Raw genomic sequence first — 23,668 nt, forward strand, 5'->3', positions numbered from 1 at the left:
ACAAAAAAAAACCGGGCACAGGGCCCGGTCTTTCCCGCTGAAAAAGCGGCTTACTATTGGTTACCTGAGTCCTCGGTGGTCTCAGAGTCCGGCAATTTGATCTCAACGTATGCCTGGTCGCGAATCTCACGGCGCCAGTTTTGCAGTTCTTCTTCATAGCGGCGGTTGCGCAGCAAATTGGCTGCCTGATTGCGGATATATTTGTCGGTCATATCCTGTTTGCGCCGATCTTCAACCTGCAGGATATGCCAGCCGAACTGGCTGCGGAAAGGCAGGCTAATGCTGCCAATCTCAGTTGCATCCATAGCCTGGGTAAACTCTGGCACAAACTGTCCGGGCATAGACCAGCCAAGATCGCCACCGGATAGCATAGAACCTATATCCTCTGAGTTCTCGCGCGCGAGTTCGCTAAAGTTATCGCTGGCCATGGCCTCTTCACGCAGCTCAATCAGCTTATTGTAAGCTTGGTCATCGGTAAGAATAGCGGATGGCTTAAGCAGGATATGGCGAACTTTTGTCTGTTCCACCAACTGCTCGCTGGCGCCTTTCTGCGCGTGAATCTTTAACAGGTGAAAGCCGGCATCACTGCGGAAAGGCTCGGTAACATCACCGGCTTTTAAGTCGGTAAGGGCATCGGCAAAAAGAGTGGGAAGCTCGACGGTTTTGCGCCAACCTAGGTCACCGCCGGTAAGTGCATTTTGGCCGGCAGAGTTTGCGATCGCCAGGCGGCGGAAGTCAGCGCCGTCTTTGGCCTGCTGAGCTAGGTCTTCAGCCTTTTCCCGTGCCTGGGTAACTTCGCTGCTGGGGGCACTGGAACTTACGGGGATCAGAATATGGCCTAGCTCAAATTGAGGGGACTTCCAAAACTCCCCCTCCTTGGAGCGTAGGAAGTTATCGATATCTTGATCGGTAATCTGGATCCGGCGGTTAACGCTGCCTTGCTCGACCCGGCGAATCATCAGCTCTTGGCGAATCTGCTGACGAAAGCTCTTCATGCTCATACCGTCAGCGAGCAGCCGCTGGCGGAATTCTTCGGGGCTGACTCCGGCATTTTGTTGGACACGGGCGATAGCTTGGTCCAACTCCGATTCAGAAACGGTAACACCTGCGCGAGAGGCCATCTGCAGTTGCAAACGCTCGATAATGAGTTGTTCGAGAACCTGGCGGCGCAAAACATCCACTGGAGGAGCCTGCACCTGCTGTGCTTGGATTTGGCTGGCGATGGTATTCATGCGCTGGGTCAGTTCACTGGCCATTACAACATCGTCATCAACAACAGCAACTACCCGGTCAAGGTTTCTGACTTGTGCCGTAGCAGTGGCGGCGATCAGAGCGCCAGCTGCCAGTACGGGTGCCAGGCCCAGTTTCGGTACGAATTTCTTAATTATTCTCATCACTGTTTCAGCTCTTCTCTCTGATCAAAGTTGGCAATCCCCTGGGTCAGCATTTCTGTCACGGTTGAACCAAAGCCTGCTAATCCTTTGAGTTCGACTTCGAGATAAATACCTTCGTCGTACTCAAGGTCTTCAGCAGATACAACCCCTGCGAGATCATTGTCCAGTGTGCGTCGCCACACCAGTCGGGTACGGTAGCAGCAGTCGTCATATTCGATTCCTGCCAGGTATTCCAGTTCCCGATTTAAAGTAAGATCATAGCTGGCACCAGCCATGAGTGAGGTATGAGTACCAAGTGGGAGGACTGTTGAGGCATTTAGTTGACTCACGGTTTCATCTTCATCTTCGTCCTCATCCTCGTCATCCGTTGAGTCTGGACGCTCGTAGTAATAGCTGAAATTAAAGATGCGGTAGTCGTCGTCAAGATAGCGCAGGCTGAAATTACCGCGATTAATATTGTGCTCACTATCTTCATAGACCAGCTCAGTCCCCAAACGCAGGGATTCGAAAGGGCGACTTTCGATTCGTGCAGCCAGTTCTGACCGTTGGGTATCCTCAATGTAAGCAGTGCGGCCAATTTGCCTGTCACTGGAGTAGTAGACCTGTCCGACACTGGCTGAGAAGAGGTCCCGGCCACTGACTGGATCTAGAAAGCGAGTTGTCAGGCCTAGGGCAAGTCTATCTGCATCGTCGATCCGGTCATTTCCAGTAAAGCGGCTATCCCGGAATAACTGGTCGTAACTGAAAGTGTAAAGTGAGGTGTCGTACAGTAGGTTGTTACTGTCAGGGTCTATCCTAATTTCAGGATCGACTTCGTTAGCACGACCGCTGATATCAAAGAAATCACTTTGATCGGCATTGCTGCTAATCAGGGTAAATAACCGAGGTTCCAGTGTCTGGATAAAGTCGCGGTTAAATAGGTGGCTATCGCGCTCAAAGTAGAGCCCAGTATCCAGAATAAACTGGGCTGCAGCCGCATCGGGGGTATCGTCGGCATCCTCGGGTAGAAACAGGTCACTCACGCTGTAAGTGAGATAGCGACCAGCTATTCCCGGCTTAAAATATCCCCAGAGCCACTCTTTATCCCAGTAGAATTCATAGTCGAGGCGCAGCCGATCTGCAGTGATAAAGTCTCGTGTCCGAGTAGTGACACTGTCGGGGTCATCGGTGTCTTCAATAAACCTTATGGTTTGTGTGTCACTGTGATCCCAGCTGGTGACTTCGTTCTGCATAGTCAACAGCCAGTCATCCCAGCGGTAATCCCCGTCTATATCCAAACGGGGGTATTGGGCAAAGGTATCGAAGGCGTCATTTTCCAGTACTTGATAGTCCTGGGTACGCAGTGTTGCTCGCCAGTGCTCGCTGCGCAGTAGCCCCTGAACTTTCTGGCTAACACGGGTTTCCGCATTGATGTCTAGGTTGGCCGTACTCAAATCGCGGAAATAATCTGGATCGCTGACCTTGGTATAGTCGATATCGGTACGCCAGACACTGCCGCTGTACCCCCCTTGCTGCTCCAAACTGATCAGCCAGCGGTCTTCGCCTTTATAGGGGAGAACCAGGTCCTCAGGGAAACCCTCATCAATCAGGTCCTGGGCAAGGTCATTATTGCCGCCATCGTCGTTGGGGAGATCGGCTAGACGGATTTCAGTACTAAACATTTCTGCCAGGTGCCTGAACTCAACCTCTAATCCCGCTCCGCGATATTGGATGTAACGCGGGGAAATGGTGGCGTCCATCTGCGGGGCAATATTCCAGTAGTAGGGAATGGCGAGGTCCCAGCCATTCTTGTCGCTGTTGCTGAGTGTGGGAAACAGGAAGCCGGACATGCGCGCATCGCCCACTGGAAAGCGGAAATACGGCAGGTATAAGACAGGTACATCCAGAATCTTCAGGCGCACATCCCGCGCAGTCCCCTGGCTTTCTACTTCATCAATATTGATCTCGCGGCCCGTGAGTTGCCAGAACTCACGCCCGGGCTCACAGCGGGTATATGTGCCCTCTGTCAGGGTTAGCTCACCACTGGTTTGACGTGCAACTAGCTCGGCATCCCCATGAATAAAAGCATCATGCACCACATAGGTAGCATCCTCAATAGAGGCCGCTTCGCTTTCGGTATGGACTTCGGCGGAGGAACCACGGATCAGTAAACCGGGTTCCCGAAGCTCAATGGCGCCATCTAAAGTGGCGATATTTTCTGGGCGATTCAGTTTGACCTGGTCGGCAAAGAGCTGCCGGTAACCCTGGGTAATATGTACATTCCCGCTCAGCTCGGCTGAACCATCTTCCAGCCACTGGGATTTCTCAGCAGTGGCTCTCAGTGGAGCCTCCCCAGGGGGCAGATCAGAACCGGGATAGTTGCGCGGAGGGGCTACAAAGGCACCAGAGCACACCGCCGGTAGATTGGCTAACTCCTCCGGGGTTAGCTCAGAGCGGGGCAACCAGTCCAAGTACAAATAGGGGTTGTAGTCGGGATCAGGATACGGCTCGCCCTGATTGGCTTGCGCCCACAGAGGTTGAGCAGCGATCAGGCCGAGAGCGATGGAGCGGGCTTGGGAGTTATTAGCAATCGCCAGAGCGAGGCGACGCCACCGGGAGACTTCAAGCATCAAACGATATGTTCCAGCTATCTTTTAGTGTTTCTTTATCGATGGATACGTGCGACAGCTTTCGAGCCGGGGCGCGCAAAATCATCGTCCGATTCTACTTGAATGTAGATGTGGTTAATAGCCGTACTGAAGTCGTAATGTTACAGCTAGAGGCTCAGCTTTGAAACGCAAATTACCTGGAACTCGTGTTCTTTTTTTAGCTGAGGCAAAGTAGGGGCACCAATAAATAGTGATGGCGTCTCTGGACGCAGAGAGGCTCGGGGTTAAAATGCAGCTAGAAACAGTTGGAATATAAGATGAGCCTAAGATCGAGCAGTGAAGTTGAGCAAGGGTGCGAGATCGACTCCGATCCCAGACGCAATGCCTTGAGTGAGTGGGTTGGCGTGGCCCTGGGTATGGAGGCTCCGGCTGATTTATCGAGCCTGGCGGGAGATGCTGGATTTCGCCGTTATTTTCGCACTCTAACCGAGCCGTCACTGATAGCGGTAGATACTCCTCCCCAATTGACTAACCCCGCCCGCTTTGTGGCTCTGGCTGATTACTTGCGCCGCAACGGTACCCATACTCCGATGGTGATTGCTGCAGACACCGCGGAGGGGTACCTGCTGCTGGAAGATTTGGGGGATACCCAGTTATATAGCGTGCTCAACAGCGACAGTGTTGAGGGACTCTACGCAGAGGTAATGAGTGAACTTTTGTGCCTGCAGCAAATCCCTTTTGAGGAACAATTATTCCCAGCTTATAGTCGGGAACTACTTCTTAAGGAAATGCAGGTTATGCCTGAGTGGCTGGTGCGAGAGCTACTTGGCTACCAGCTTTCAGAGCGGGAAGAAAAGCTGCTGGAGCAAACCTTTGAATTGTTGCTTAACAGTGCGGAGGAACAGCCTCACACTATTGTTCACCGGGATTACCACAGTCGCAACCTGATGATCCGTGACGGGGAAAGGCCGGGGATTGTCGATTTTCAAGACGCAGTGTGGGGGCCCGCCACCTACGATCTGGTGTCTCTGCTCAAAGATTGCTATATCCGTTGGCCCCGCGAGCGGGTAGAGCGCTGGGTGCTGGCTTACGTCGCGACCGCAGAAGCGGCGGGTGTTATGCAACCTGTGGACCCACAACTTTATCTTCGTTGGTTCGACTGGATGGGGCTACAGCGTCATATTAAAGTGCTGGGTCTGTTCCCGCGCCTCAGTCTGCGTGATGGAAAGCAGGGATACTTGCAGCACCTGCCGCTGGTGATTCGCTATGTTTTGGAAACCGCTGAGCGCTACCCAGAGCTGGAGCCGTTTACTGATTGGTTCAGCGGCACCCTACTGCCGCAGATAGAGCCTTTGCCCTGGTACAGTGATTACCGCTGTGCCGGTGACTAGCCGAAGTAGGCCGTACGAAAACTGTACAGATTAATTTAATGAGCAAACCCAAAGAGAATTCCCCTTTGACTGCCATGGTATTGGCAGCAGGTTTTGGGCGCCGTATGCGCCCACTGACTGACCAAACTCCAAAGCCTCTGTTACCGATTGCCGGTAAGCCCCTGATTGAATATGCAATTGAGCGCTTGGCAGCTATTGGTGTGCAAAAGGTCGTGATTAACCTGGGCTACTTAGGACCCAAAATTCGTCAACAGCTTGGTTCTGGTTCCCGCTGGGGGTTGGATATTCATTATTCTGTGGAGCATGAGGAGGAGCCACTGGAAACTGCCGGCGGGATTCTCAAGGCACTGCCACTGATCGGCGATTCATCGTTTTTGGTGGTTAATGGTGATGTCTGGTGTGACTATGATCTGTCGCAATGGATCGAGAGGCCGCTGCCGGAGTCTTGCCCTGGGCGTCTTTTGATGGTCCCTAATCCTCCCCATAACCCCGATGGAGATTTTGGCATAGAAGGTGGCTTGCTGTCGGGTACAGCCAAGCCCCGCTATACCTTTGCGGGTATTAGCTGGCTGCGAGCTGAAACCCTAACTGAATACCCTAAGCGTCGCGAATGCTTTGGGCTTGGGGAAGTGTTCACCTTTAATGAGGATAAGCTACAAGCTGAACTCTATGAGGGGGACTGGTGCGATGTGGGAACCCCCGAGCGCCTGGAAAATTTAGATCGCCGACTGACTGGCGAAAGTTGAGTTACCAAAGGATATTTTGATGTCAGATTACAAGATCGCCCCCTCTATTCTCTCCGCAGATTTCGCACGTTTGGGTGAGGAAGTGGACAATGTGTTGGCAGCCGGAGCGGACTGGGTGCATTTTGATGTGATGGACAATCACTATGTGCCAAATCTCACGATTGGCCCTATGGTATGCCAGGCCCTGCGCAAACACGGTGTTGAGGCTCCGATTGATGTGCACCTGATGGTGGAGCCGGTGGATGAAATGATTCGCATGTTCGCCGATGCCGGAGCTACCTATATTACGTTCCACCCAGAAGCCTCTCGTCACCCGGACCGCTCCCTACAATTGATCCGCAGTCTCGGCTGTAAAGCTGGGCTGGTGTTCAATCCAGCCAGTGGCCTCGATGCGGCCAAGTATGTAATGGATAAGCTGGATATGATCCTGCTGATGTCGGTGAACCCGGGCTTTGGTGGGCAGAAGTTTATCCCCAATACCCTGACCAAGTTAAAAGAAGCCCGCAAGTTGATTGATGAGTCTGGGTTTGATATTCGCCTTGAGATCGACGGTGGTGTGAATCGTGACAATATTGCCGAAATTGCTGCAGCTGGAGCAGATACCTTTGTCGCTGGGTCTGCCATATTCAATACCCCGGACTACGCTGAAGTGATTGCAGCCATGCGTAAGAGTTTGGCTTAATTTACAAAACTGGCGGGCAATCTCTTGCCCGCCATAGACGGGATTTGTTAACTTGTGCGCCTGCACTGAGGGAATTTCCGTGAACCACTCTTTCTCCCTGACAAACAGTTGGCGATGGCGCCACTGACCTGCTGAGGCCCAATCGAGTTTGGCGATTGAGGCACCTTTCCCGTGGGCGCTGCTTATACTCTGGCGCCAATCATAAAGAATGAAAAATTGATCGGAGTCTCCATGACCCCTACTGAATACGCTCAACTTGCGTCTGAGGGTTATAACCGTATCCCCCTGGTAAGGCGTGTACTGGCGGATATTGAAACGCCACTGTCCACCTATTTGAAACTGGCCGGAGGCCGTTACAGCTATTTGCTGGAATCGGTTCAGGGCGGGGAGAAATGGGGACGCTATTCCATTATTGGTTTACCTGCGCGGACTCTGCTCAGGGTTAAGGGCGCTGACATCACCGTGGAAACTGATGGTGAGGTTGTAGAGAGCCACAGCGCCGCCGACCCTCTGGAGTTTGTTGAACAGTTTCAGCAGCGCTATCAGGTGCCTGAATTAGCGGATCTGCCCCGTTTTAATGGCGGGTTAGTGGGCTATTTTGGCTATGACTGCGTGCGCTACATCGAACCGCGTCTGGCCGCCGGTACTCCGCCGGATACCCTGGGTAACCCGGACATCCTGTTGATGGTCAGTGATGAATTGGTGGTTTTTGACAATCTTGCCGGTGCGGTAATTCTGATTGTCCACGCAAATACCGCTGAAGAAGCAGCCTATGAAAAAGCCCAGCAGCGCCTGGACCAATTGGTTGGCCAGTTAGCACAACCGCTGCCGGATACTGTGCCCCTCGATTTGCATGGACGCGGCATTGATGAGAGCGAATTCCAATCCCACTTTGGCGAGGACAACTTTAAGCGCGCAGTAGACCGGGTTAAAGAGTATGTGCTTGCCGGTGATGTGATGCAGGTGGTGCCCTCCCAGCGCCTGTCTGCGCCTTTCGATGCGCCGCCACTCAATTTTTACCGTGCTCTACGCAGTTTGAACCCTTCGCCGTATATGTATTTCCTCGATCTGGGTGACCACCATGTAGTGGGCTCCAGCCCAGAAATTTTGGTGCATTTAGAAGAGGGAGAAATGACTGTGCGACCTCTGGCGGGAACCCGCCATCGGGGAGCCACTGAGGAGGAGGATCTTGCCCTGGAGGAAGAGCTGTTGGCAGATCCCAAAGAACTCGCCGAACATCTGATGCTGATTGACCTGGGGCGCAATGATATCGGCAGGGTGGCTGATACTGGCAGTGTTAAAGTCACCGACCAAATGTTTGTCGAGCGCTATTCCCACGTGATGCATATCACCTCCAATGTTGTCGGCCGGTTAAAGCCGGGCCTCACCGCAATGGATGCTCTGCGCGCGGCACTGCCGGCCGGTACCCTGTCGGGCGCCCCCAAGATACGCGCTATGGAAATTATCGATGAGCTGGAGCCAGAAAAGCGTGGCATTTACGGTGGGGCGGTTGGCTACCTGGCTTGGAATGGCAATATGGATACCGCTATCGCCATTCGTACAGCAGTTATCAAGGATGGCCGACTATATGTGCAGGCGGGAGCTGGCCTGGTGGCGGACTCCGATCCACAGTCAGAGTGGAATGAAACAATGAATAAGGCCCGAGCGCTTTTCCGCGCTGCCGGTATGGCGCTGGCCAAGAGTAGTGACCCTTTAAAGATCGAGCAAGATGAGCGAAGTTAGTATTTCTCAAAAGTTGACCCTGGCTGAACGCTGCGAGCGAGTCGTCGCAGCGCCGTTATTTAACCAAATTATTATCGGAATGATTCTGCTCAATGCCGTCGCTGTTGGGTTGGAGACTTCCACTTGGGTGACGGAGCGCTTTGGTACGCTGCTGGGCGCTATTAATCAACTGATTCTCGCCTCATTTGTTATTGAGGCGCTGGTTAAAATTTTTGCCCATGGGGCCCGTCCCTGGCGTTACTTTGCCAGTGGTTGGAATTGCTTTGATTTTACTATTATTGCACTGAGTTTGATTCCTGCTACAGGGCCGCTAGCTACCCTGGCGCGCTTGGTGCGGGTATTAAGGGTTTTGCGGCTGGTGTCTGCATTCCCGGAACTCCGCACACTGGTGGACACGCTTTTGCGCAGTTTGCCAAGTATGATGCACATTGCTTTGTTGATGAGCATCATTTTCTATATCTATGGTGTAGCGGGCTATTTCCTATTTCACGATATTGATCCAACTCACTGGCGCACTTTACCCATCGCATTTTTGAGTTTATTCCGCATAGTCACCTTTGAGGACTGGACGGATATTATGTATACAGCGATGGATTCGATGCCTTGGGCCTGGCTTTACTTCGTCAGCTTTGTGGTCATGGGGGCGTTCGTAATGATTAACCTCTTTATCGGTGTAGTCTTGAATAACCTGGAAGAGGCCAAATTGCGACGAATGGATGAAATGTGTCTGCCTCCAAGCCAGACCGAAATCCTGCGCGAACTCCGCGCAACCCAGGCCTCTCTCGCACGCCTGCAAAAAAGAATGGAAGAATCCACTTATCAACCAGAGGCTAAGGGGGCCGCACAATGATTTTAATGATCGATAACTACGACTCCTTTACCTGGAATGTAGTGCAGTACCTGGAAGAGCTGGGTGCAAAAGTGGTGGTAAAACGCAACGACGAAATTACCCTGGAAGAAATCGAGGCAATGGCGCCAGAGAAAATTGTAATTTCGCCGGGTCCCTGTACCCCCAATGAGGCGGGTATTTCTCTCGATACCATTCGCCGCTTTGCCGGCAGTATCCCTATTTTGGGTATTTGTTTGGGGCACCAGAGTATTGGACAGGTCTTCGGTGGCAGGGTAGTTCGTGCCCGGCAGGTTATGCATGGCAAAACATCTCCTATAGTGCACAACAATTTGGGGGTGTTCCACGGTTTGTCCAACCCGTTTGAGGCGACTCGCTATCACTCACTGGTAGTGGAGAAAAGCAGTTTACCGGAATGCCTGGAGATCACCGCCTGGACGGAGACAGAGGATGGTGAAATTGACGAGATCATGGGCGTGAAGCACAGAGAATTAGCGGTAGAAGGGGTGCAATTTCATCCTGAGTCGATTCTCACCATGCACGGTCACGATATGTTGAGAAACTTTATCGAGTCTTGAGGGCCGGAAGAATAAGTGCGCGGCGGGCAGGCCCCGCCAGAATCAATAACCAGAGCGGGGCAAAGGGGGAAAAATGAATATTCAACAGGCCATTGCCAAACTGGTGGATGGCGAACACCTTACTCGTGAAGAAATGCGCGAAACCGTGGGCCAGATTATGTGTGGCGAAGCGCTGGAGTCTCAGATAGGCGCACTCCTTATCGCACTGCGCATTCGCGGGGAAACAGTCGATGAAATTGTCGGCGCTGTGGAAACCATGCGTGAGCTGGCGGTAAAGGTTGAGCTCGATCTGGAAAACACGGTTGATATTGTCGGCACCGGCGGTGATGGCGCCAACCTGTTTAACGTGTCCAGTGCGAGCAGCTTTGTGGCAGCTGCCGCCGGAGCTAAGGTAGCCAAGCATGGCAATCGCTCGGTGACGTCTAGTAGTGGTTCTGCGGACCTGCTTGAGCACGCCGGCGTATTTTTGGAATTGAGTCCCTCGCAGATGGCGCGATGCGTAGAGACTATCGGTATTGGCTTTATGTTTGCGCCCAGCTTTCACAATGCGATGCGCCACGTTGGCCCATCGCGCAAGGCGCTGGGATTGCGTACCATCTTCAATTTACTCGGGCCGATGACAAATCCGGCGGGGGTAAAGCGCAAAGTAATTGGTGTGTATGACAAGCGCTACTGTCGCCTGTTGGCTGAGGTTCTGCAAAAGCTCGGTTCAGAGCATGTGCTGGTTTTACATAGTGATGATGGGCTCGATGAAGCCAGTATTGCTGCGGATACCTTTGCTGTGGAATTAAAGGATGGTGCCTTGCAGGAATATACCCTCAAGCCTGAAGACTTTGGCTTGCAGCGCCGTGACCTCTCTGATCTTAGTGTTTCTGGTTCCGAGGACTCCCTTGCCCTGATTCGCGATGCGCTGGGTAAGCGCAATACTGAGGCGGGGCAAAAAGCCGCGGATATTATTGCGCTTAACGCAGGCCTGGCAATTTATGTCAGCGGCGTTGCGCACTCTGCAGAGCAAGGTGTCGCTATGGCACAAGATGCTATCGACAGTGGTCTCGCCGGAGAGAAAATTAACGATCTTGCCGCGTTTACCAGTGCGTTTCGCCCAGAGGAAATTCAATCGTGAGTACACCGACCATTTTAAAAACAATTGTCGAGCGCAAGTGGCAAGAGGTTGCCGAGCGCAAGGCTGAGTGCTCCACCGACGAAGTTCGCCTTCGCGCCAGGGATCAGGAACCGGCGAGAGGCTTTGTCGATGCAGTGGATCGCAAGATTTCCACTGGTGAGGCTGCAGTAATTGCCGAAATTAAAAAAGCCTCTCCCAGTAAAGGCGTGATTCGCGAGGATTTCCTTCCTGCAGAAATTGCTACCAGCTATGAAAAAGGTGGCGCGGCTTGTCTGTCAGTACTAACCGATGTGGACTTTTTTCAGGGCGCAGATAATTACTTGCAGCAGGCCCGGGATGCCGTACGCCTACCGGTGCTGCGCAAGGACTTTACCGTTGATCCCTACCAAATCTATGAAGCTCGCGCGATTGGAGCCGACTGTATTTTGCTGATTGCAGCCTGCCTGGAAGATCCACAGATGGCGGATCTCAACGGGCTCGCTTTGGAGTTGGGTTTGGATGTCTTGGTGGAAGTGCATAACCACAAGGAGTTGGAGAGGGCTCTGGCATTACCTAACCGCTTAATCGGCATCAATAATCGCAATCTGCACACTTTCGATGTGCAGCTGGAAAATACCTTTAAGTTACTGGACATGATCCCCGAAGACCGTCTTGTGGTCACGGAAAGCGGTATTCATACCACAGACGATGTTGCGGCTATGCGTGGTCATAACGTCAATGCTTTCCTGGTGGGAGAGGCCTTTATGCGGGAGGAGGAGCCGGGCAGGAAATTGATGGAAATGTTTAACTGACCGCTTACTCCAGTAGTAATAATAAAAAAGGGCGATATAAAAAATCGCCCTTTTTTTATGCGGTGTATTTATTCGGTTACTAGCGAGTACCGTACACCACCATGGTTTTACCTTTAACGGAAACCAGGCCCTGTTCTTCCAGGGTTTTTAATACGCGGCCCACCATTTCCCGGGAGCAGCCGACAATACGGCCAATTTCCTGGCGGGTGATTTTTATTTGCATGCCTTCAGGGTGAGTCATTGCATCCGGCTCATTGCAGAGATCGAGCAGGGTGCGAGCGACACGCCCGGTGACATCCAGGAAGGCGAGATCGCCAACTTTGCGCGTGGTGTTGCGCAGGCGGCCTGCCATTTGGGTGGCCAGGGCAAAAAGAAACTCTGGGTGCTGGCGAGTGAGTTCCTGGAACTTGGTGTAGGAGATTTCTGCCACCTCACACTCGGTTTTGGTGCGGACCCAGGCACTGCGGGTGTCCTGATCGAACAGGCCCATCTCACCGAAAAAGTCTCCGTCGTTGAGGTAGGCAACGATCATCTCGCGGCCTTCATCGTCCTCAATCAGAACTGTAACGGAACCGCGCATAATGAAATAAAGGGATTCACAGCGGTCGCCAGCATAGATAATTGTGCTCTTGGCCGGGTAGCGACGCCGGTGGCAGTGGGCCAGAAAGTCTTCAATATTGCCGATAGTCATGGGGTCTTCGATAGCAACCGTCACGGATTTATTCCTCATTTTTTGTCTTGTGCTCTATCCCGGCTTTAGCAGCTGAGCACTATTGAATTATCGCGCGAAAACAAAATCCCCAACAGGGGCTGACCGCGGCAAAGTTCCGCAGTGTGACCTGTGACACTATGGCACTGGGTCGCTTGGACTTCATAAACCACGATGCGTTCATAGAAAAAGCATTTGATCATGCGTCATTCGGCTTTCGCGCGGAGGCGTACCAGACACTATACCGGAAACATACAGGTGCCGGGATAGACTTCGCCAATATGCTAAGCTTCGCCGCTGAAGTTTTAATGGGAGTGGAGTGATGCAGGGGAAAGTAACCTGGGTAAATGATTTAACCTTTGTCGGTGAAGCCGGCAGTGGTAATTCGGTAGTGATGGAAGGCGGCCGCACAAATAATGGTGTGCGCCCGATGGAAATGATTTTGCTGGGCGTCGGTGGCTGCGCGGCTTACGATGTGGTGAGTATTTTACAGAAGGCGAGACAAGACATTATTTCCTGTCATTGTGAACTGGAAGGTGTACGCCCGGATACAACCCCATCGCCGTTTGAGCGAATTGAAATGAAGTTTGTAGTGCGCGGTCGCGGATTGAAGGAATCCCATGTTGCCCGTGCAGTGGAACTCTCCGCAGAGAAATACTGCTCAGGCTCCATCATGTTGCGCAATGCGGGTGTCGAGATTGTGCACAGCTACAGCGTTGAAGAAGCTTGAAGAGAAATTAGCTGGGAAGGGAGGGAGGATACTGGGCGTAACCTCCCTAAAATCCAAGTCGTTTTAGTGAGTGAAGAGTAACGGTCAGATTTTATAACTGGCTGAAGTCATTACTTTGGATACCAGAGACATCACTCCTTTTACCGGAGCGGGGAAGCGGGCACCACCGGCGGCCAGTGCGGCGTGGGCGTGCTCGTCTTCGTCAATTAACATCTGTTCCACTACCGCACGGCTTCTCTTGTCGTCGGCGGGAAGCTTTTCGAGGTGGCTCTCAAGATGTTTACACACCTGGTCTTCCGTAGCGGCCACAAAACCGAGGCTGATTCGGTCGCTGATTTTCCCGGCGGCGGCGCCGAGCCCAAAGGACATGCCGTACCACAGTGGGTTGAGTAGGCTGGGGCGGCTGTCCAATTCCTTCAAGCGCTGTTCACACCAGGCCAGATGGTCGATCTCCTCATCGGCAGCGCGCTCCATTTCCCCCCGCACCTCGGGCAGCTTGGCGGTCAGGGCCTGGCCCTGGTAGAGCGCCTGGGCGCAGACTTCACCGCTATGGTTGACCCGCATAAGGCCAGCGGCGTGTTTGCGTTCGCTGTCGGTGAGGTCTGTCTCGGCTTCACCCTTGGCCGGGGATGCCCGGCCGTGGCAGGGTTCGCCGGGACTCAGGGTGCGCAGAGCCCGATCCGCTTGAATTAACAGGCGGTCGAGTCCGCTGAGGCTGCGTTTACTCATAGTATTCTGCTCCCTGTGGAAGGCGACCGCTGATGAGCGGCCGCCGATGCCAGCTGTTAGTCCTGCTGCTCTGCAGAAACCTTTTCTCTTTCGACAGCGCGGTAGCCGATATCTTTCCGGAAGAACACACCGTCCCAGTAGATAGCCCGAGCTGATTCATAGGCATTTTCCTGAGCTTCAGCGACGGTATCCCCTAATGCTGTGGCGCACAACACCCGGCCACCATTGGTGACTACGCGCTCACCATCCAGTGCGGTACCGGCGTGGAAGACCTTGGCGTTGTCACCGTCTGCTTTGTCCAGGCCGCTGATGGCGTCGCCCTTGCGGTAGCTGCCGGGATAGCCGTGCGCGGCAAGTACCACACCCAGGGCCGGGCGGGGGTCCCACTCAGCAGTGACAGTGTCCAGCTTCTTGTCCAGAGCAGCCATGCACAGGTCGACCAGGTCCGACTTCAGACGAATCATAATTGGCTGGGTTTCCGGATCGCCAAAGCGGCAGTTGTACTCGATAACCTTCGGAGTACCGTCGCTGTCGATCATCAGGCCGGCGTAAAGGAAACCGGTGTAGGGCGTACCCTCAGAGGCCAGGCCTTTAACGGTGGGTTCGATTACCTCTTGCACAATGCGCTGGTAAATGGTGTCGGTCACCACCGGTGCCGGGGAGTAGGCACCCATACCGCCCGTATTGGGGCCGGTATCGCCATCGCCAACGCGCTTGTGATCCTGGCTGGTGGCCATCGGCAGGATATTTTCACCATCCACCATCACGATAAAGCTCGCTTCCTCACCCTGGAGGAACTCCTCGATAACCACGCGGCAGCCGGCTTCACCAAAGGCGTTTCCAGACAGCATATCGCGTACAGCGAGCTCAGCCTGCTCTTCGGTTTCGGCAACGATTACACCCTTGCCCGCAGCCAAGCCGTCGGCTTTAACCACGATGGGCGCGCCGCGCTCGCGAATGTAGGCAACCGCCGGCTCCACTTCGGTGAAATTGCGGTAGGCAGCGGTGGGGATTCTGTGGCGCTCGAGAAAGTCCTTGGTAAAGGCTTTGGAGCCCTCCAGTTGGGAGGCGCCTTTGCTGGGGCCAAAAATGGCGAGGCCACGGGCATTAAAGAAATCGACAACGCCCTCTACCAGCGGTGCTTCCGGGCCGACAATAGTTAGTTCTACGCCATTTTCTTCGGCGAAATCTGCCAGGGCGGCGAAGTTATCCACACCGATCGCGATATTTTCCAGCTTGGGTTCGCGGGTAGTGCCGGCGTTGCCTGGGGCAACATAGACGGTGCCGACATTTGGGTTTTGCGCTGCTTTCCACGCCAGAGCGTGCTCGCGGCCACCTGATCCGATAACCAATACGTTCATTCTTAAATCCCCCTAAGTCGACCGATCCGGTCCATTGCACAGGTTATAGGTGTGCTAGTTTAACGTGGAATTGATTCTGGGGCCTGAGTCTCGCCCCTGGATTCCAATGATTTGTGCGGGCTGGGAAGTATCGATACTTCCCAGCCCGTTGATCATAGCCCGTAGCAGTAAGCATTTGCGGGCGTACAATCTTAGTGGCGGAAGTGGCGCATACCGGTAAATACCATGGCCATATTGTGCTCGTCCGTTGCGGCGATCACTTCTTCATCGCGCATGGAGCCGCCGGGCTGGATGACCGCCTGGATTCCTACAGCGGCAGCATTATCGATGCCGTCGCGGAAGGGGAAGAAGGCATCGGAAGCCATAACGGACCCTGCAACAGCGAGGCCGGCGTGCTCGGCCTTGATCGCGGCGATACGCGCGGAGTTTACGCGGCTCATCTGGCCTGCGCCTACGCCCACAGTGCGACCGTCTTTGCCGTATACGATGGCATTAGATTTTACGAACTTGGCCACTTTCCAGGTAAACAGCAGATCGCGGATTTCCTCTTCAGTGGGCTGGCGCTTGGAGACCACTTTCAGGTCGGCAGCGGTGATCAGGCCGTCGTCGCGGTCCTGAACCAGCAGGCCGCCATTAACGCGCTTGTAGTCCAGCGCCGGGGTGCGCTCGCTGCTCCACTGGCCGCATACCAGCAGGCGCAGGTTCTTCTTCTCGGCAACGGCCTGTTTGGCCTCTTCGGAGACTGACGGTGCGATGATGACTTCAACAAACTGTCGCTCGACGATAGCGCGGGCAGTGGCGCCATCGAGTTCCCGGTTGAAGGCGATGATACCGCCAAAGGCGGATTCGCTGTCGGTCGCGAAGGCCAGGTCGTAGGCCTTATGAATATCTTCAGCAATTGCCACACCACAGGGATTGGCGTGTTTAACGATCACGCAAGCGGGTTGCTCGAAGGACTTGACGCACTCCAGCGCGGCATCGGTATCGGCGATATTGTTATAGGACAGCTCTTTACCCTGCAGCTGGGTAGCAGTGGAAATGCTGGCCTCAGCTGGGTTGGCTTCGGTATAGAAAGCGGATTTCTGGTGCGGGTTCTCACCGTAGCGCAGATCCAGTTTCTTGATGAATTGGCTGTTGTAGGTGCGCGGGAACAGCTGCTTTTCTTCGCCTTTAATGGCGCCCAGGTAATTGGCAATAGCGCCGTCATAGCCCGCCGTGTGCTCAAAGGCTTTTACCGCAAGGTCAAAGCGGCTGGCGTGGCTCAAAGTGCCATCGTTATCTCTCATTTCTTCGATGATGTTGCCGTAATCGCTGGCATTGACCACGATAGTGACATCTTTGTGGTTCTTGGCGGCAGCGCGAACCATGGTGGGGCCGCCGATATCGATATTCTCGATAGCATCTTCTAGGGAACAGTCGGGCTTGGCAACGGTTTGAGCGAAGGGGTAGAGGTTAACCACCACCATATCGATCGGGGTGATACCGTGCTCGCCCATGATGGCATCATCGGTACCACGGCGCCCCAGAATGCCACCGTGTACTTTCGGGTGCAGAGTTTTGACACGGCCGTCCATCATTTCGGGGAAGCCGGTGTAGTCGGAAACTTCTACCACGGGAATACCCGCTTCCTTGAGCTGGCGGTGGGTTCCGCCGGTGGAAAGAATCTCAACCCCCATTGCGGAGAGCTGTTGAGCGAACTCTACAATGCCACTCTTGTCAGAGACACTAATTAGAGCGCGGCGGATGGAAACCTTGTCTGTCATTGCACTTGATCCAACTGGTTTTCGAAAAGGATGTTTAAAGGGTTTTAGCGGTTGTCCACTGTGGCAACAAAAACGCTGCCGGGAAAATAGCGAAGGGGGATGAGTTACCTCATCCCCCTTCAAAATTTCGCTCGGTGGGAAGCTTACAGCAGGCCGTAGCGCTTCAGCTTCTTGCGCAGGGTGCCACGGTTGAGACCCAGTAATTGCGCGGCGCGGGTCTGGTTGTGACGGGTGTATTTCATCACCACTTCGAGCATGGGCGCTTCGATCTCCGACAGCACCATGTCGTAGACATCGGTTACCATCTGGCCATCCAGGTGGCGGAAGTAGTTCTCCATTGCGTGCTCGACGGCATCGCGCAGGGACTGCTGCTGTGGCTGTGCCAGTTGAGTCTGTCCCCTGGAGGATACTTCTTCATTGCCAGTATCCGGAATCAATACTTCGTTATTCATGCCGCTTGTGCCCCTCTCGTTATTCGGCGTTCAAACCACTCGTGAACGCTGGCATGTTGTACTTCTGCACTCTCTATTTGGAAAAAGGTCTTGCGGAAGGACTCGCTATCCGCGAGCGTCTTCAAGTACCAGCTCACATGTTTGCGAGCGATACGGACCCCCATCACTTCACCGTAGAATCGGTGTAGTTCGCCCAAATGGGCGAGCAAAATATTCCTGACTTCATCCAATGTCGGTTCGGGTAGCCGCTCGCCAGTGGCGAGATAGTGGGCTATTTCCCGAAAAATCCATGGTCGTCCCTGTGCTGCACGGCCAATCATGACCGCCGATGCGCCAGTGTAATCGAGCACCTCTCGGGCTCTCTCAGCACTGCAGATGTCGCCATTGGCAAAAACCGGGATTTTTACCCTGGATACAATTTCGGCAATGGTATCGAATTCAGCCTGTCCGTGGTAGCCACAGGCGCGAGTGCGACCGTGAACCGCCAGTGCAGCGATCCCGGAATCCTCGGCCATTTTGGCTACAGTGACGCCATTGCGGGAATCCGGGCACCAGCCGGTGCGGATCTTTAGCGTCACCGGGACGGAAACAGACTGGACCACGGCTTGAAGAATATCCGCTACCAGCTTTTCATCCCGCAGCAGGGCGGAGCCCGCTGCTTTCTTACACACCTTTTTTGCCGGGCAACCCATATTAATATCGATGATTTGCGCGCCGCGACGAGCATTCTCCCGAGCGGCTTCCGCCATCATCTCAGGATCACCGCCGGCGATCTGCACCGATATGGGCGCCGCTTCGCCACCGTGATCCAGGCGCAAGCGGGACTTGCGGCTGTTCCACAGGCGAGTGTCCGAGGTCACCATCTCCGAAACCACCAATCCGGCGCCGAGTTCTCGGCACAGCTGGCGGAAGGGGCGGTCGGTGACACCGGCCATGGGCGCCAGAATTACCGGGTTGTCGATAATATAGGGGCCAATGGCAGTAGACACGGTAGCTCCATTTGGGCTGTAGGAAGGGCAATCTGTGCCCCGGCAAAACAGCCGCCTATGATAGCGGCTGGCCCGTTAATGGCAAAGCGAAAAAGCGGGCAATTTGATCGAACACTGTCCATTTAGCCTGCTGAATGCGCAGGTTTGGTTGTTTATGGCGCCAAATCCCCTTTGCTAAAAACTTGGCCGGGGTGCTTGTGTGCGCTCAGTGAGTGATGTTCAACTCGTAGTTTACCGCTTCTGCACCGGGGTCAACCACCTCAATCGCGATATGAATGGGGCTGTCCTGGGGCATTAGTTTGCGTCCGGCCAACTCCCCCTGTAGGTACTCGTTCGGGGTAAACCGGCGACTGGCCACAGCCTTGTCCTTCAGGTCGCTGAAGTTCAGCAACAGGTTGGGGAAGGGTTGCGCGTAGGGGGCGGTATTTAGCAGCACTGCATCCACTACCAGGGCGCCCTGCAGCTGCGGGTGGGTACGCACCATTAAGTTTGTGGCCTGGATCGCCCGGGTATCTTTTAGTTGAGGTAAGGTGCAGCCGAATAGTGGGCAGGCGGCAGCATAGAAGTCGCGCCAGGGCTGTTTGCGGCTGAGGCTATCGAACTGGAAGTATGCAACCTGAATCACTATGCCGAGGATCGATAGGGGAATCAATGCACGCCATAGCCAGGGAGAGGTTGTGCGTTTCTTTTTGGGGACTCCCCACGACATCTCCACAGGCGCGGGCTGGATGGCTGAGATCAATTGCTCCCGCTGCGGCTCTTCAGCAGTGGTAGATTCGCCACCGAAGTAAGGCTCCTGGCGGCTTTCCTCAGTGGGGGGAGGTGTATCTACAGACTCGGTTGATACTGCAGGCTCATTGTTGTCCCAAGACGATTCCTCAGCGAGGGAGCTAGAAGTTTCAAACTCCGGTACTTCAGGTTGGCCGTTGTACTCGGGCGAAGGGTCAGAATCAAAATCAGGAAGTTCTTCCCAGTCTGGCTTGAGGATTTTATCCAGGTCCTCTTCGGGTTCCGCTTCCTCTTCGGTGTGAGATGTTTCCAGCTCCTGCCACTCATGGTCGCCAAAGGCGTCACCAATTAATTCCTGCGCTGCTGCACTATATTCTTTTGGTTCAGATTTGGGTGCGCTGTCAGGTGCCCCCTCATTGGTTGCACTCTCCCGACCGGCAGTTTGATCTACAGCTGGTGGAGATGGCGGGGTGGCGGGTTCGTCCTCGTCGAGCTCGATATCGTCGTGGATCAGGAAGTCATCGTCTTCCAGCAAAGCCTCCAAATCATTGCGACTCTCGCTATCACTTTCTGAGAAAACGATATTTTCATCTGCGCGAAACACCTGCAGGCAAGACCCACAGCGAACGGCTCCACGGGCAGCGCGCAGTTGCTGGTCATTAATATGAAATGATGTGCTGCAATGAGGGCAGCGGGTTACCAGTTGAGACATTCGACTAGAGCGCAGTTTATTTAGCAGCCAAGTTTATCAGCCCAAAGGGGTCCCGCGTAGTGCTGGGGAGCGCATTTAGCGCACCCGCTTGCCTGTCAGTCTGACCCATCCCTCGTGTTCGCCGTCAGGATCGAACTCAATCCATTCACTGTAAGCATTTTTCACCTGCTCTGCCTGGGAACTGAGGATGCCGGACAGACAGATTTTTCCGCCCAATTGAGTGAGCTGTATCAGTTGAGGGGCGAGTTCTACCAGGGGACCGGCGAGGATATTGGCCAACATAACATCGGCGGCTACGCTCGGCATTTGTTCTGGCAGGTAGACCGGGAAGCGCTCGGGGTCTATGCCGTTGCGCTGGGCATTGTCGCGGCTGGCGAGCAATGCCTGGGGATCGATATCGGTGCCGAGAACTCGCTCTGCTCCCAGTAGAAGTGCGCTAATCCCCAGAATACCCGAGCCGCAACCGAAGTCGATGGCACTCTTACCTGCAAGCTCCTGCTGCGCCAACCATTGCAGACATAGGAAAGTAGTTGGGTGCGTGCCAGTGCCGAAGGCAAGGCCCGGATCGAGCAGCAGGTTCACGGCGTCCGGCTGTGGTGGCTCACACCAGCTGGGGCAGACCCATAAATTGGGGCCGCATTGGATGGGTTTGTAGTGGGTCATCCACTCCCGCTCCCAATCCTTGTCCTCAAGTTGCTCCCAGCGGGCATTGGGCAACATTTCGCATAGGAAGGAAGCTGCTTTTGCCTCGGTAACCGAGGTGTCCACTTCCGCATCGAACAACCCGGTGACCCGTGTTTGCTCCCATAGGGGCACCTCTCCGAGTCCGGGCTCAAGGATCGGTTGGTCAGCGTTGTCTTGCAGGGTGACAGATACGGCACCGGCAAAAAGCAGTGCATCTTCGATTTTTTCCGCGTGATCACGGTCTGTGTCCACGCGGAGTTGTAGCCAGGGCATAATTATTCCGGAATTGTTATAGCGATGTTTACGGCATTGTTGCGGCTGGGCCGCACTCAGATAACGACGGTTGCCACGCCATCCTTGGCAAGGTTCAGTGTCGTTATGTTTGCCGCAATTCTCGCTAACTTTGCCCCGGCTGGCGAGCGCTTAAAGACCTAACTTCTTCTCCAGGTAGTGGATATTGACCCCACCCTTGGCAAAGTTTTCATCTCGTACCAACTCTTCCTGTAGGGGAATATTGGTTTTGATACCGTCCACTACCAGTTCCGACAGAGCTACACGCATACGCGCCAACGCGGTTTCACGATCTTCCGCATGGGTGATCAGCTTGGCGATCATGGAATCGTAGTTGGGGGGTACCGAGTATCCGGAGTAGAGATGGGAGTCGACCCGCACACCCAAGCCGCCAGGCATATGGAAGTTGTTTACCTTGCCGGGGCTGGGGAAGAAGGTCTGCGGATCTTCGGCATTGATACGGCACTCAAAGGCGTGACCATTGATTACGATATCTTCCTGCTTCAGGGATAGCTTCTCACCGGCACAAACCCGAATTTGCTCCTTGATCAGGTCGACGCCGGTTACCATTTCGGTAACGGGGTGCTCCACCTGGATACGGGTGTTCATTTCGATAAAGTAGAAGCGCTCATTTTCATACAGGAATTCAAAAGTACCCGCGCCGCGATAGCCGATATCGATACAGGCCTGTACACAGGACTCATGTACCTGCTCGCGCACCTTATCGGGAATACCCGGAGCTGGGGCTTCTTCCAAAACCTTTTGATGGCGGCGCTGCAAGGAGCAGTCGCGATCGCCGAGATGGATGGCGTTGCCCTGGCCATCGGCCATTACCTGGATCTCAACATGGCGGGGATTCTGCAGGAATTTTTCCATGTAGACGGTGCCGTCACCGAAGGCCGCTTGGGCTTCGGACTTGGTCACGGCAATGGCGTTCACCAGCTCCTCTTCCTTTTCCACCACACGCATGCCGCGACCACCGCCACCGGCGGCAGCTTTAATGATGACCGGATAACCGATGCTGCGGCCGATCTCCATGCAGCGCTCGCTATTATCGGGCAGCGGGCCGTCAGAGCCTGGAACGGTGGGAACGCCAGCCTTTTTCATGGCGGCAATTGCAGACACCTTGTCACCCATCAGGCGGATCACATCTGGATCAGGGCCGATAAAGGTGAAGCCGCTCTTTTGCACCTGTTCGGCGAAGTCCGCGTTCTCTGCGAGAAAGCCATAGCCGGGGTGCACGGCTACTGCGTCGGTGATTTCCATGGCGGAGATCAGGGCCGGCACATTTAGGTAGCTCTGCGGGGATGGGTTGGGGCCGATACATACAGATTCGTCGGCCAGGCGTACATGCTTGAGATTGCGGTCTACCAAAGAGTGCACCGCCACAGTGGCGATGCCCATCTCTTTACAGGCGCGCAAAATCCGCAATGCGATTTCGCCGCGATTGGCGATTAGGATTTTGTCGAACATTGTGACTTACCCCACTCAGACGATGGTCACGAGGGGCTGGTCAAACTCAACCGGTTGGCCGTCCTCCAGCAGGATCGACTCAATGGTACCGGCCTTGTCGGCTTCGATCTGGTTCATCATTTTCATCGCTTCGACGATGCACACAACATCGCCAACTTTGACCTGCTGGCCCACTTTCACGAAGGCCTCGGCGCCAGGGCTGGGGGCAGCGTAATAGGTGCCTACCATCGGGGATTTTACCGCGTGTCCGCTGATAGCCGGCTTGGACTCTTTTTCAGCTGGGGCAGCAGGAGCGCTGGGCGCCGGAGCAGCGGGGGCGGCAACCGGTGCGGGAGGCGCGCTGTAAATCGGTGCAACGGGTTGGGCTGCGCTGCTGACGCCGCGACTGATGCGCACGGACTCTTCGCCTTCTTTGATTTCCAGCTCGCCGATATCCGATTCTTCGAGCAGCTCAATCAATTTTTTAATTTTGCGGATATCCATAGTTATTTACTCGCAGTTTGATTCATTGTTGTGCAGGTGTGGCATCCAATTGGTGGATGGCTGCCTGTAAGGCCAGGGTGTAGCTGTTGGCGCCAAAGCCACAGATTACGCCGCAGGCAAGGTCAGAAAGATAGGAATGGTGTCGGAAAGCTTCCCTGGCATGGGGATTGGACAGATGAAGCTCAATAAACGGGATGGCAACGGCTGCCAGGGCGTCGCGCAAGGCGACACTGGTATGGGTGAACGCAGCGGGATTGATCACGATAAAGTCGACCCCACTAGTCGCCGCCAGGTGGATTCGTTCGAGCAGGGCTGATTCACTATTGCTCTGCAGGGCTTCCAGTTCGTGGCCGGCGGCGTCGCACTGGCGCTCGGCGGCTTCATTGATATCCGCCAGGGTGGTAGACCCGTAGATGTGCGGTTCGCGACTGCCTAAAAGATTTAGGTTGGGGCCGTGAAGGAGAAGAAGTTTAGCCATAATTCGCCCTGAAGAAAGTTGCCGAAAACCCATATAAAGAGGGTTAAAATTGGCTATCTTGCGGGCAAACTCGAAATTTCGGCCTAGCTGCCCGAACTCATTAACCGAGTCTGCCGCAAAAGTGACTCCCTGTCCATGCCAGACTCGGAGTTTATCGAAGTTAGCAGCAGTTCGGCGATATTGGGCAAAAAATTAGTTCAAA

General features: G+C 54.3%; 23 protein-coding genes. 10 read left to right on the forward strand and 13 right to left on the reverse strand.

Annotation, left to right across the window (positions count from 1 at the left end; genetic code table 11):
- Positions 1 to 53 precede the first annotated feature (53 nt).
- Entirely contained in the window at positions 54 to 1,394 is a 1,341-nt protein-coding gene (locus ACJJIQ_RS22570; RefSeq protein ID WP_445356335.1) for a peptidylprolyl isomerase, read from the reverse strand.
- Entirely contained in the window at positions 1,394 to 4,003 is a 2,610-nt protein-coding gene (locus tag ACJJIQ_RS22575) for an LPS-assembly protein LptD (protein WP_445355138.1), read from the reverse strand. Before ACJJIQ_RS22575 ends, ACJJIQ_RS22570 begins: the two co-directional genes overlap by 1 nt.
- Before the next feature lie 296 nt (positions 4,004 to 4,299).
- On the opposite strand from ACJJIQ_RS22575, the gene ACJJIQ_RS22580 reads away from it, so the two are divergent.
- From ACJJIQ_RS22580 to trpC, 8 genes are all read left to right on the forward strand, one after another.
- The gene (locus tag ACJJIQ_RS22580; protein ID WP_445355137.1) at positions 4,300 to 5,373 is read left to right on the forward strand and encodes an aminoglycoside phosphotransferase family protein; all 1,074 of its coding nucleotides are present in this window, start codon (positions 4,300 to 4,302) and stop codon (positions 5,371 to 5,373) included.
- 38 nt (positions 5,374 to 5,411) lie between these two features.
- Positions 5,412 to 6,119 carry a nucleotidyltransferase family protein gene (locus ACJJIQ_RS22585; protein WP_444895316.1) on the forward strand — a complete coding sequence of 236 codons (708 nt, stop codon included), beginning with the start codon at positions 5,412 to 5,414 and terminating at the stop codon, positions 6,117 to 6,119.
- Positions 6,120 to 6,138: 19 nt separating this feature from the next.
- Positions 6,139 to 6,801 (forward strand): ribulose-phosphate 3-epimerase, encoded by a 663-nt coding sequence (rpe, locus tag ACJJIQ_RS22590; RefSeq protein ID WP_444892691.1) that lies wholly within the window; start codon positions 6,139 to 6,141, stop codon positions 6,799 to 6,801.
- 231 nt (positions 6,802 to 7,032) lie between these two features.
- Positions 7,033 to 8,544 (forward strand): anthranilate synthase component I, encoded by a 1,512-nt coding sequence (gene trpE, locus ACJJIQ_RS22595; protein WP_445363101.1) that lies wholly within the window; start codon positions 7,033 to 7,035, stop codon positions 8,542 to 8,544.
- Positions 8,531 to 9,394, forward strand: coding sequence for an ion transporter (locus ACJJIQ_RS22600; RefSeq protein ID WP_444895314.1), 864 nt, complete (start codon positions 8,531 to 8,533; stop codon positions 9,392 to 9,394). Before trpE ends, ACJJIQ_RS22600 begins: the two co-directional genes overlap by 14 nt.
- The gene (locus ACJJIQ_RS22605; RefSeq protein ID WP_282934444.1) at positions 9,391 to 9,969 is read left to right on the forward strand and encodes an anthranilate synthase component II; all 579 of its coding nucleotides are present in this window, start codon (positions 9,391 to 9,393) and stop codon (positions 9,967 to 9,969) included. Before ACJJIQ_RS22600 ends, ACJJIQ_RS22605 begins: the two co-directional genes overlap by 4 nt.
- A gap of 73 nt (positions 9,970 to 10,042) precedes the next feature.
- Positions 10,043 to 11,092 (forward strand): anthranilate phosphoribosyltransferase, encoded by a 1,050-nt coding sequence (gene trpD / locus ACJJIQ_RS22610; RefSeq protein WP_445363102.1) that lies wholly within the window; start codon positions 10,043 to 10,045, stop codon positions 11,090 to 11,092.
- Positions 11,086 to 11,883: an indole-3-glycerol phosphate synthase TrpC gene (gene trpC / locus ACJJIQ_RS22615; protein WP_445364847.1), complete on the forward strand. Its 798-nt coding sequence runs from the start codon at positions 11,086 to 11,088 to the stop codon at positions 11,881 to 11,883. Before trpD ends, trpC begins: the two co-directional genes overlap by 7 nt.
- Positions 11,884 to 11,962: 79 nt before the next feature.
- On the opposite strand, the gene crp is transcribed toward trpC, so the two are convergent.
- Entirely contained in the window at positions 11,963 to 12,613 is a 651-nt protein-coding gene (crp, locus tag ACJJIQ_RS22620) for a cAMP-activated global transcriptional regulator CRP (RefSeq protein ID WP_051089460.1), read from the reverse strand.
- A 301-nt stretch (positions 12,614 to 12,914) separates the two neighbouring features.
- Here crp and ACJJIQ_RS22625 point away from each other — a divergent pair, with 301 nt between their 5' ends.
- The gene (locus ACJJIQ_RS22625) at positions 12,915 to 13,322 is read left to right on the forward strand and encodes an OsmC family protein (protein ID WP_282934442.1); all 408 of its coding nucleotides are present in this window, start codon (positions 12,915 to 12,917) and stop codon (positions 13,320 to 13,322) included.
- Between the two features lie 84 nt (positions 13,323 to 13,406).
- On the opposite strand, the gene coq7 is transcribed toward ACJJIQ_RS22625, so the two are convergent.
- From coq7 to prmA, 7 genes are all read right to left on the reverse strand, one after another.
- The gene (coq7, locus tag ACJJIQ_RS22630; RefSeq protein WP_108731610.1) at positions 13,407 to 14,051 is read right to left on the reverse strand and encodes a 2-polyprenyl-3-methyl-6-methoxy-1,4-benzoquinone monooxygenase; all 645 of its coding nucleotides are present in this window, start codon (positions 14,049 to 14,051) and stop codon (positions 13,407 to 13,409) included.
- 56 nt (positions 14,052 to 14,107) lie between these two features.
- Complete coding sequence (gene purD / locus ACJJIQ_RS22635; RefSeq protein WP_445363103.1) at positions 14,108 to 15,412, reverse strand: phosphoribosylamine--glycine ligase; 1,305 nt, start codon at positions 15,410 to 15,412, stop codon at positions 14,108 to 14,110.
- A 191-nt stretch (positions 15,413 to 15,603) separates the two neighbouring features.
- Entirely contained in the window at positions 15,604 to 17,175 is a 1,572-nt protein-coding gene (gene purH, locus ACJJIQ_RS22640) for a bifunctional phosphoribosylaminoimidazolecarboxamide formyltransferase/IMP cyclohydrolase (protein ID WP_445363104.1), read from the reverse strand.
- A 143-nt stretch (positions 17,176 to 17,318) separates the two neighbouring features.
- On the reverse strand, positions 17,319 to 17,627 hold the full coding sequence (fis, locus tag ACJJIQ_RS22645) for a DNA-binding transcriptional regulator Fis (RefSeq protein WP_020411495.1): 309 nt from the start codon (positions 17,625 to 17,627) through the stop codon (positions 17,319 to 17,321).
- The gene (dusB, locus tag ACJJIQ_RS22650; RefSeq protein ID WP_444959379.1) at positions 17,624 to 18,562 is read right to left on the reverse strand and encodes a tRNA dihydrouridine synthase DusB; all 939 of its coding nucleotides are present in this window, start codon (positions 18,560 to 18,562) and stop codon (positions 17,624 to 17,626) included. Before dusB ends, fis begins: the two co-directional genes overlap by 4 nt.
- Before the next feature lie 259 nt (positions 18,563 to 18,821).
- The gene (locus tag ACJJIQ_RS22655) at positions 18,822 to 20,057 is read right to left on the reverse strand and encodes a DUF3426 domain-containing protein (protein WP_445363105.1); all 1,236 of its coding nucleotides are present in this window, start codon (positions 20,055 to 20,057) and stop codon (positions 18,822 to 18,824) included.
- Between the two features lie 75 nt (positions 20,058 to 20,132).
- Positions 20,133 to 21,014, reverse strand: coding sequence for a 50S ribosomal protein L11 methyltransferase (gene prmA / locus ACJJIQ_RS22660; protein ID WP_445363106.1), 882 nt, complete (start codon positions 21,012 to 21,014; stop codon positions 20,133 to 20,135).
- A 24-nt stretch (positions 21,015 to 21,038) separates the two neighbouring features.
- Here prmA and ACJJIQ_RS22665 point away from each other — a divergent pair, with 24 nt between their 5' ends.
- On the forward strand, positions 21,039 to 21,176 hold the full coding sequence (locus ACJJIQ_RS22665; RefSeq protein WP_444934793.1) for a hypothetical protein: 138 nt from the start codon (positions 21,039 to 21,041) through the stop codon (positions 21,174 to 21,176).
- Here ACJJIQ_RS22665 and accC read toward each other — a convergent pair.
- Genes accC through aroQ form a run of 3 tightly spaced genes read right to left on the reverse strand, consistent with a single transcriptional unit; the run spans position 21,165 to position 23,466 of the window.
- A complete protein-coding gene (gene accC, locus ACJJIQ_RS22670; protein ID WP_445363107.1) occupies positions 21,165 to 22,505 on the reverse strand; it encodes an acetyl-CoA carboxylase biotin carboxylase subunit in 1,341 nt (446 codons plus the stop codon). The two genes, ACJJIQ_RS22665 and accC, sit on opposite strands and share 12 nt — an antisense overlap.
- Before the next feature lie 15 nt (positions 22,506 to 22,520).
- On the reverse strand, positions 22,521 to 22,988 hold the full coding sequence (gene accB, locus ACJJIQ_RS22675; protein WP_282934436.1) for an acetyl-CoA carboxylase biotin carboxyl carrier protein: 468 nt from the start codon (positions 22,986 to 22,988) through the stop codon (positions 22,521 to 22,523).
- Positions 22,989 to 23,010: 22 nt separating this feature from the next.
- Complete coding sequence (gene aroQ, locus ACJJIQ_RS22680; RefSeq protein WP_413664258.1) at positions 23,011 to 23,466, reverse strand: type II 3-dehydroquinate dehydratase; 456 nt, start codon at positions 23,464 to 23,466, stop codon at positions 23,011 to 23,013.
- Positions 23,467 to 23,668 lie beyond the last annotated feature (202 nt).

The organism is Microbulbifer maximicatervae (SeqCode), assembly GCF_052468295.1.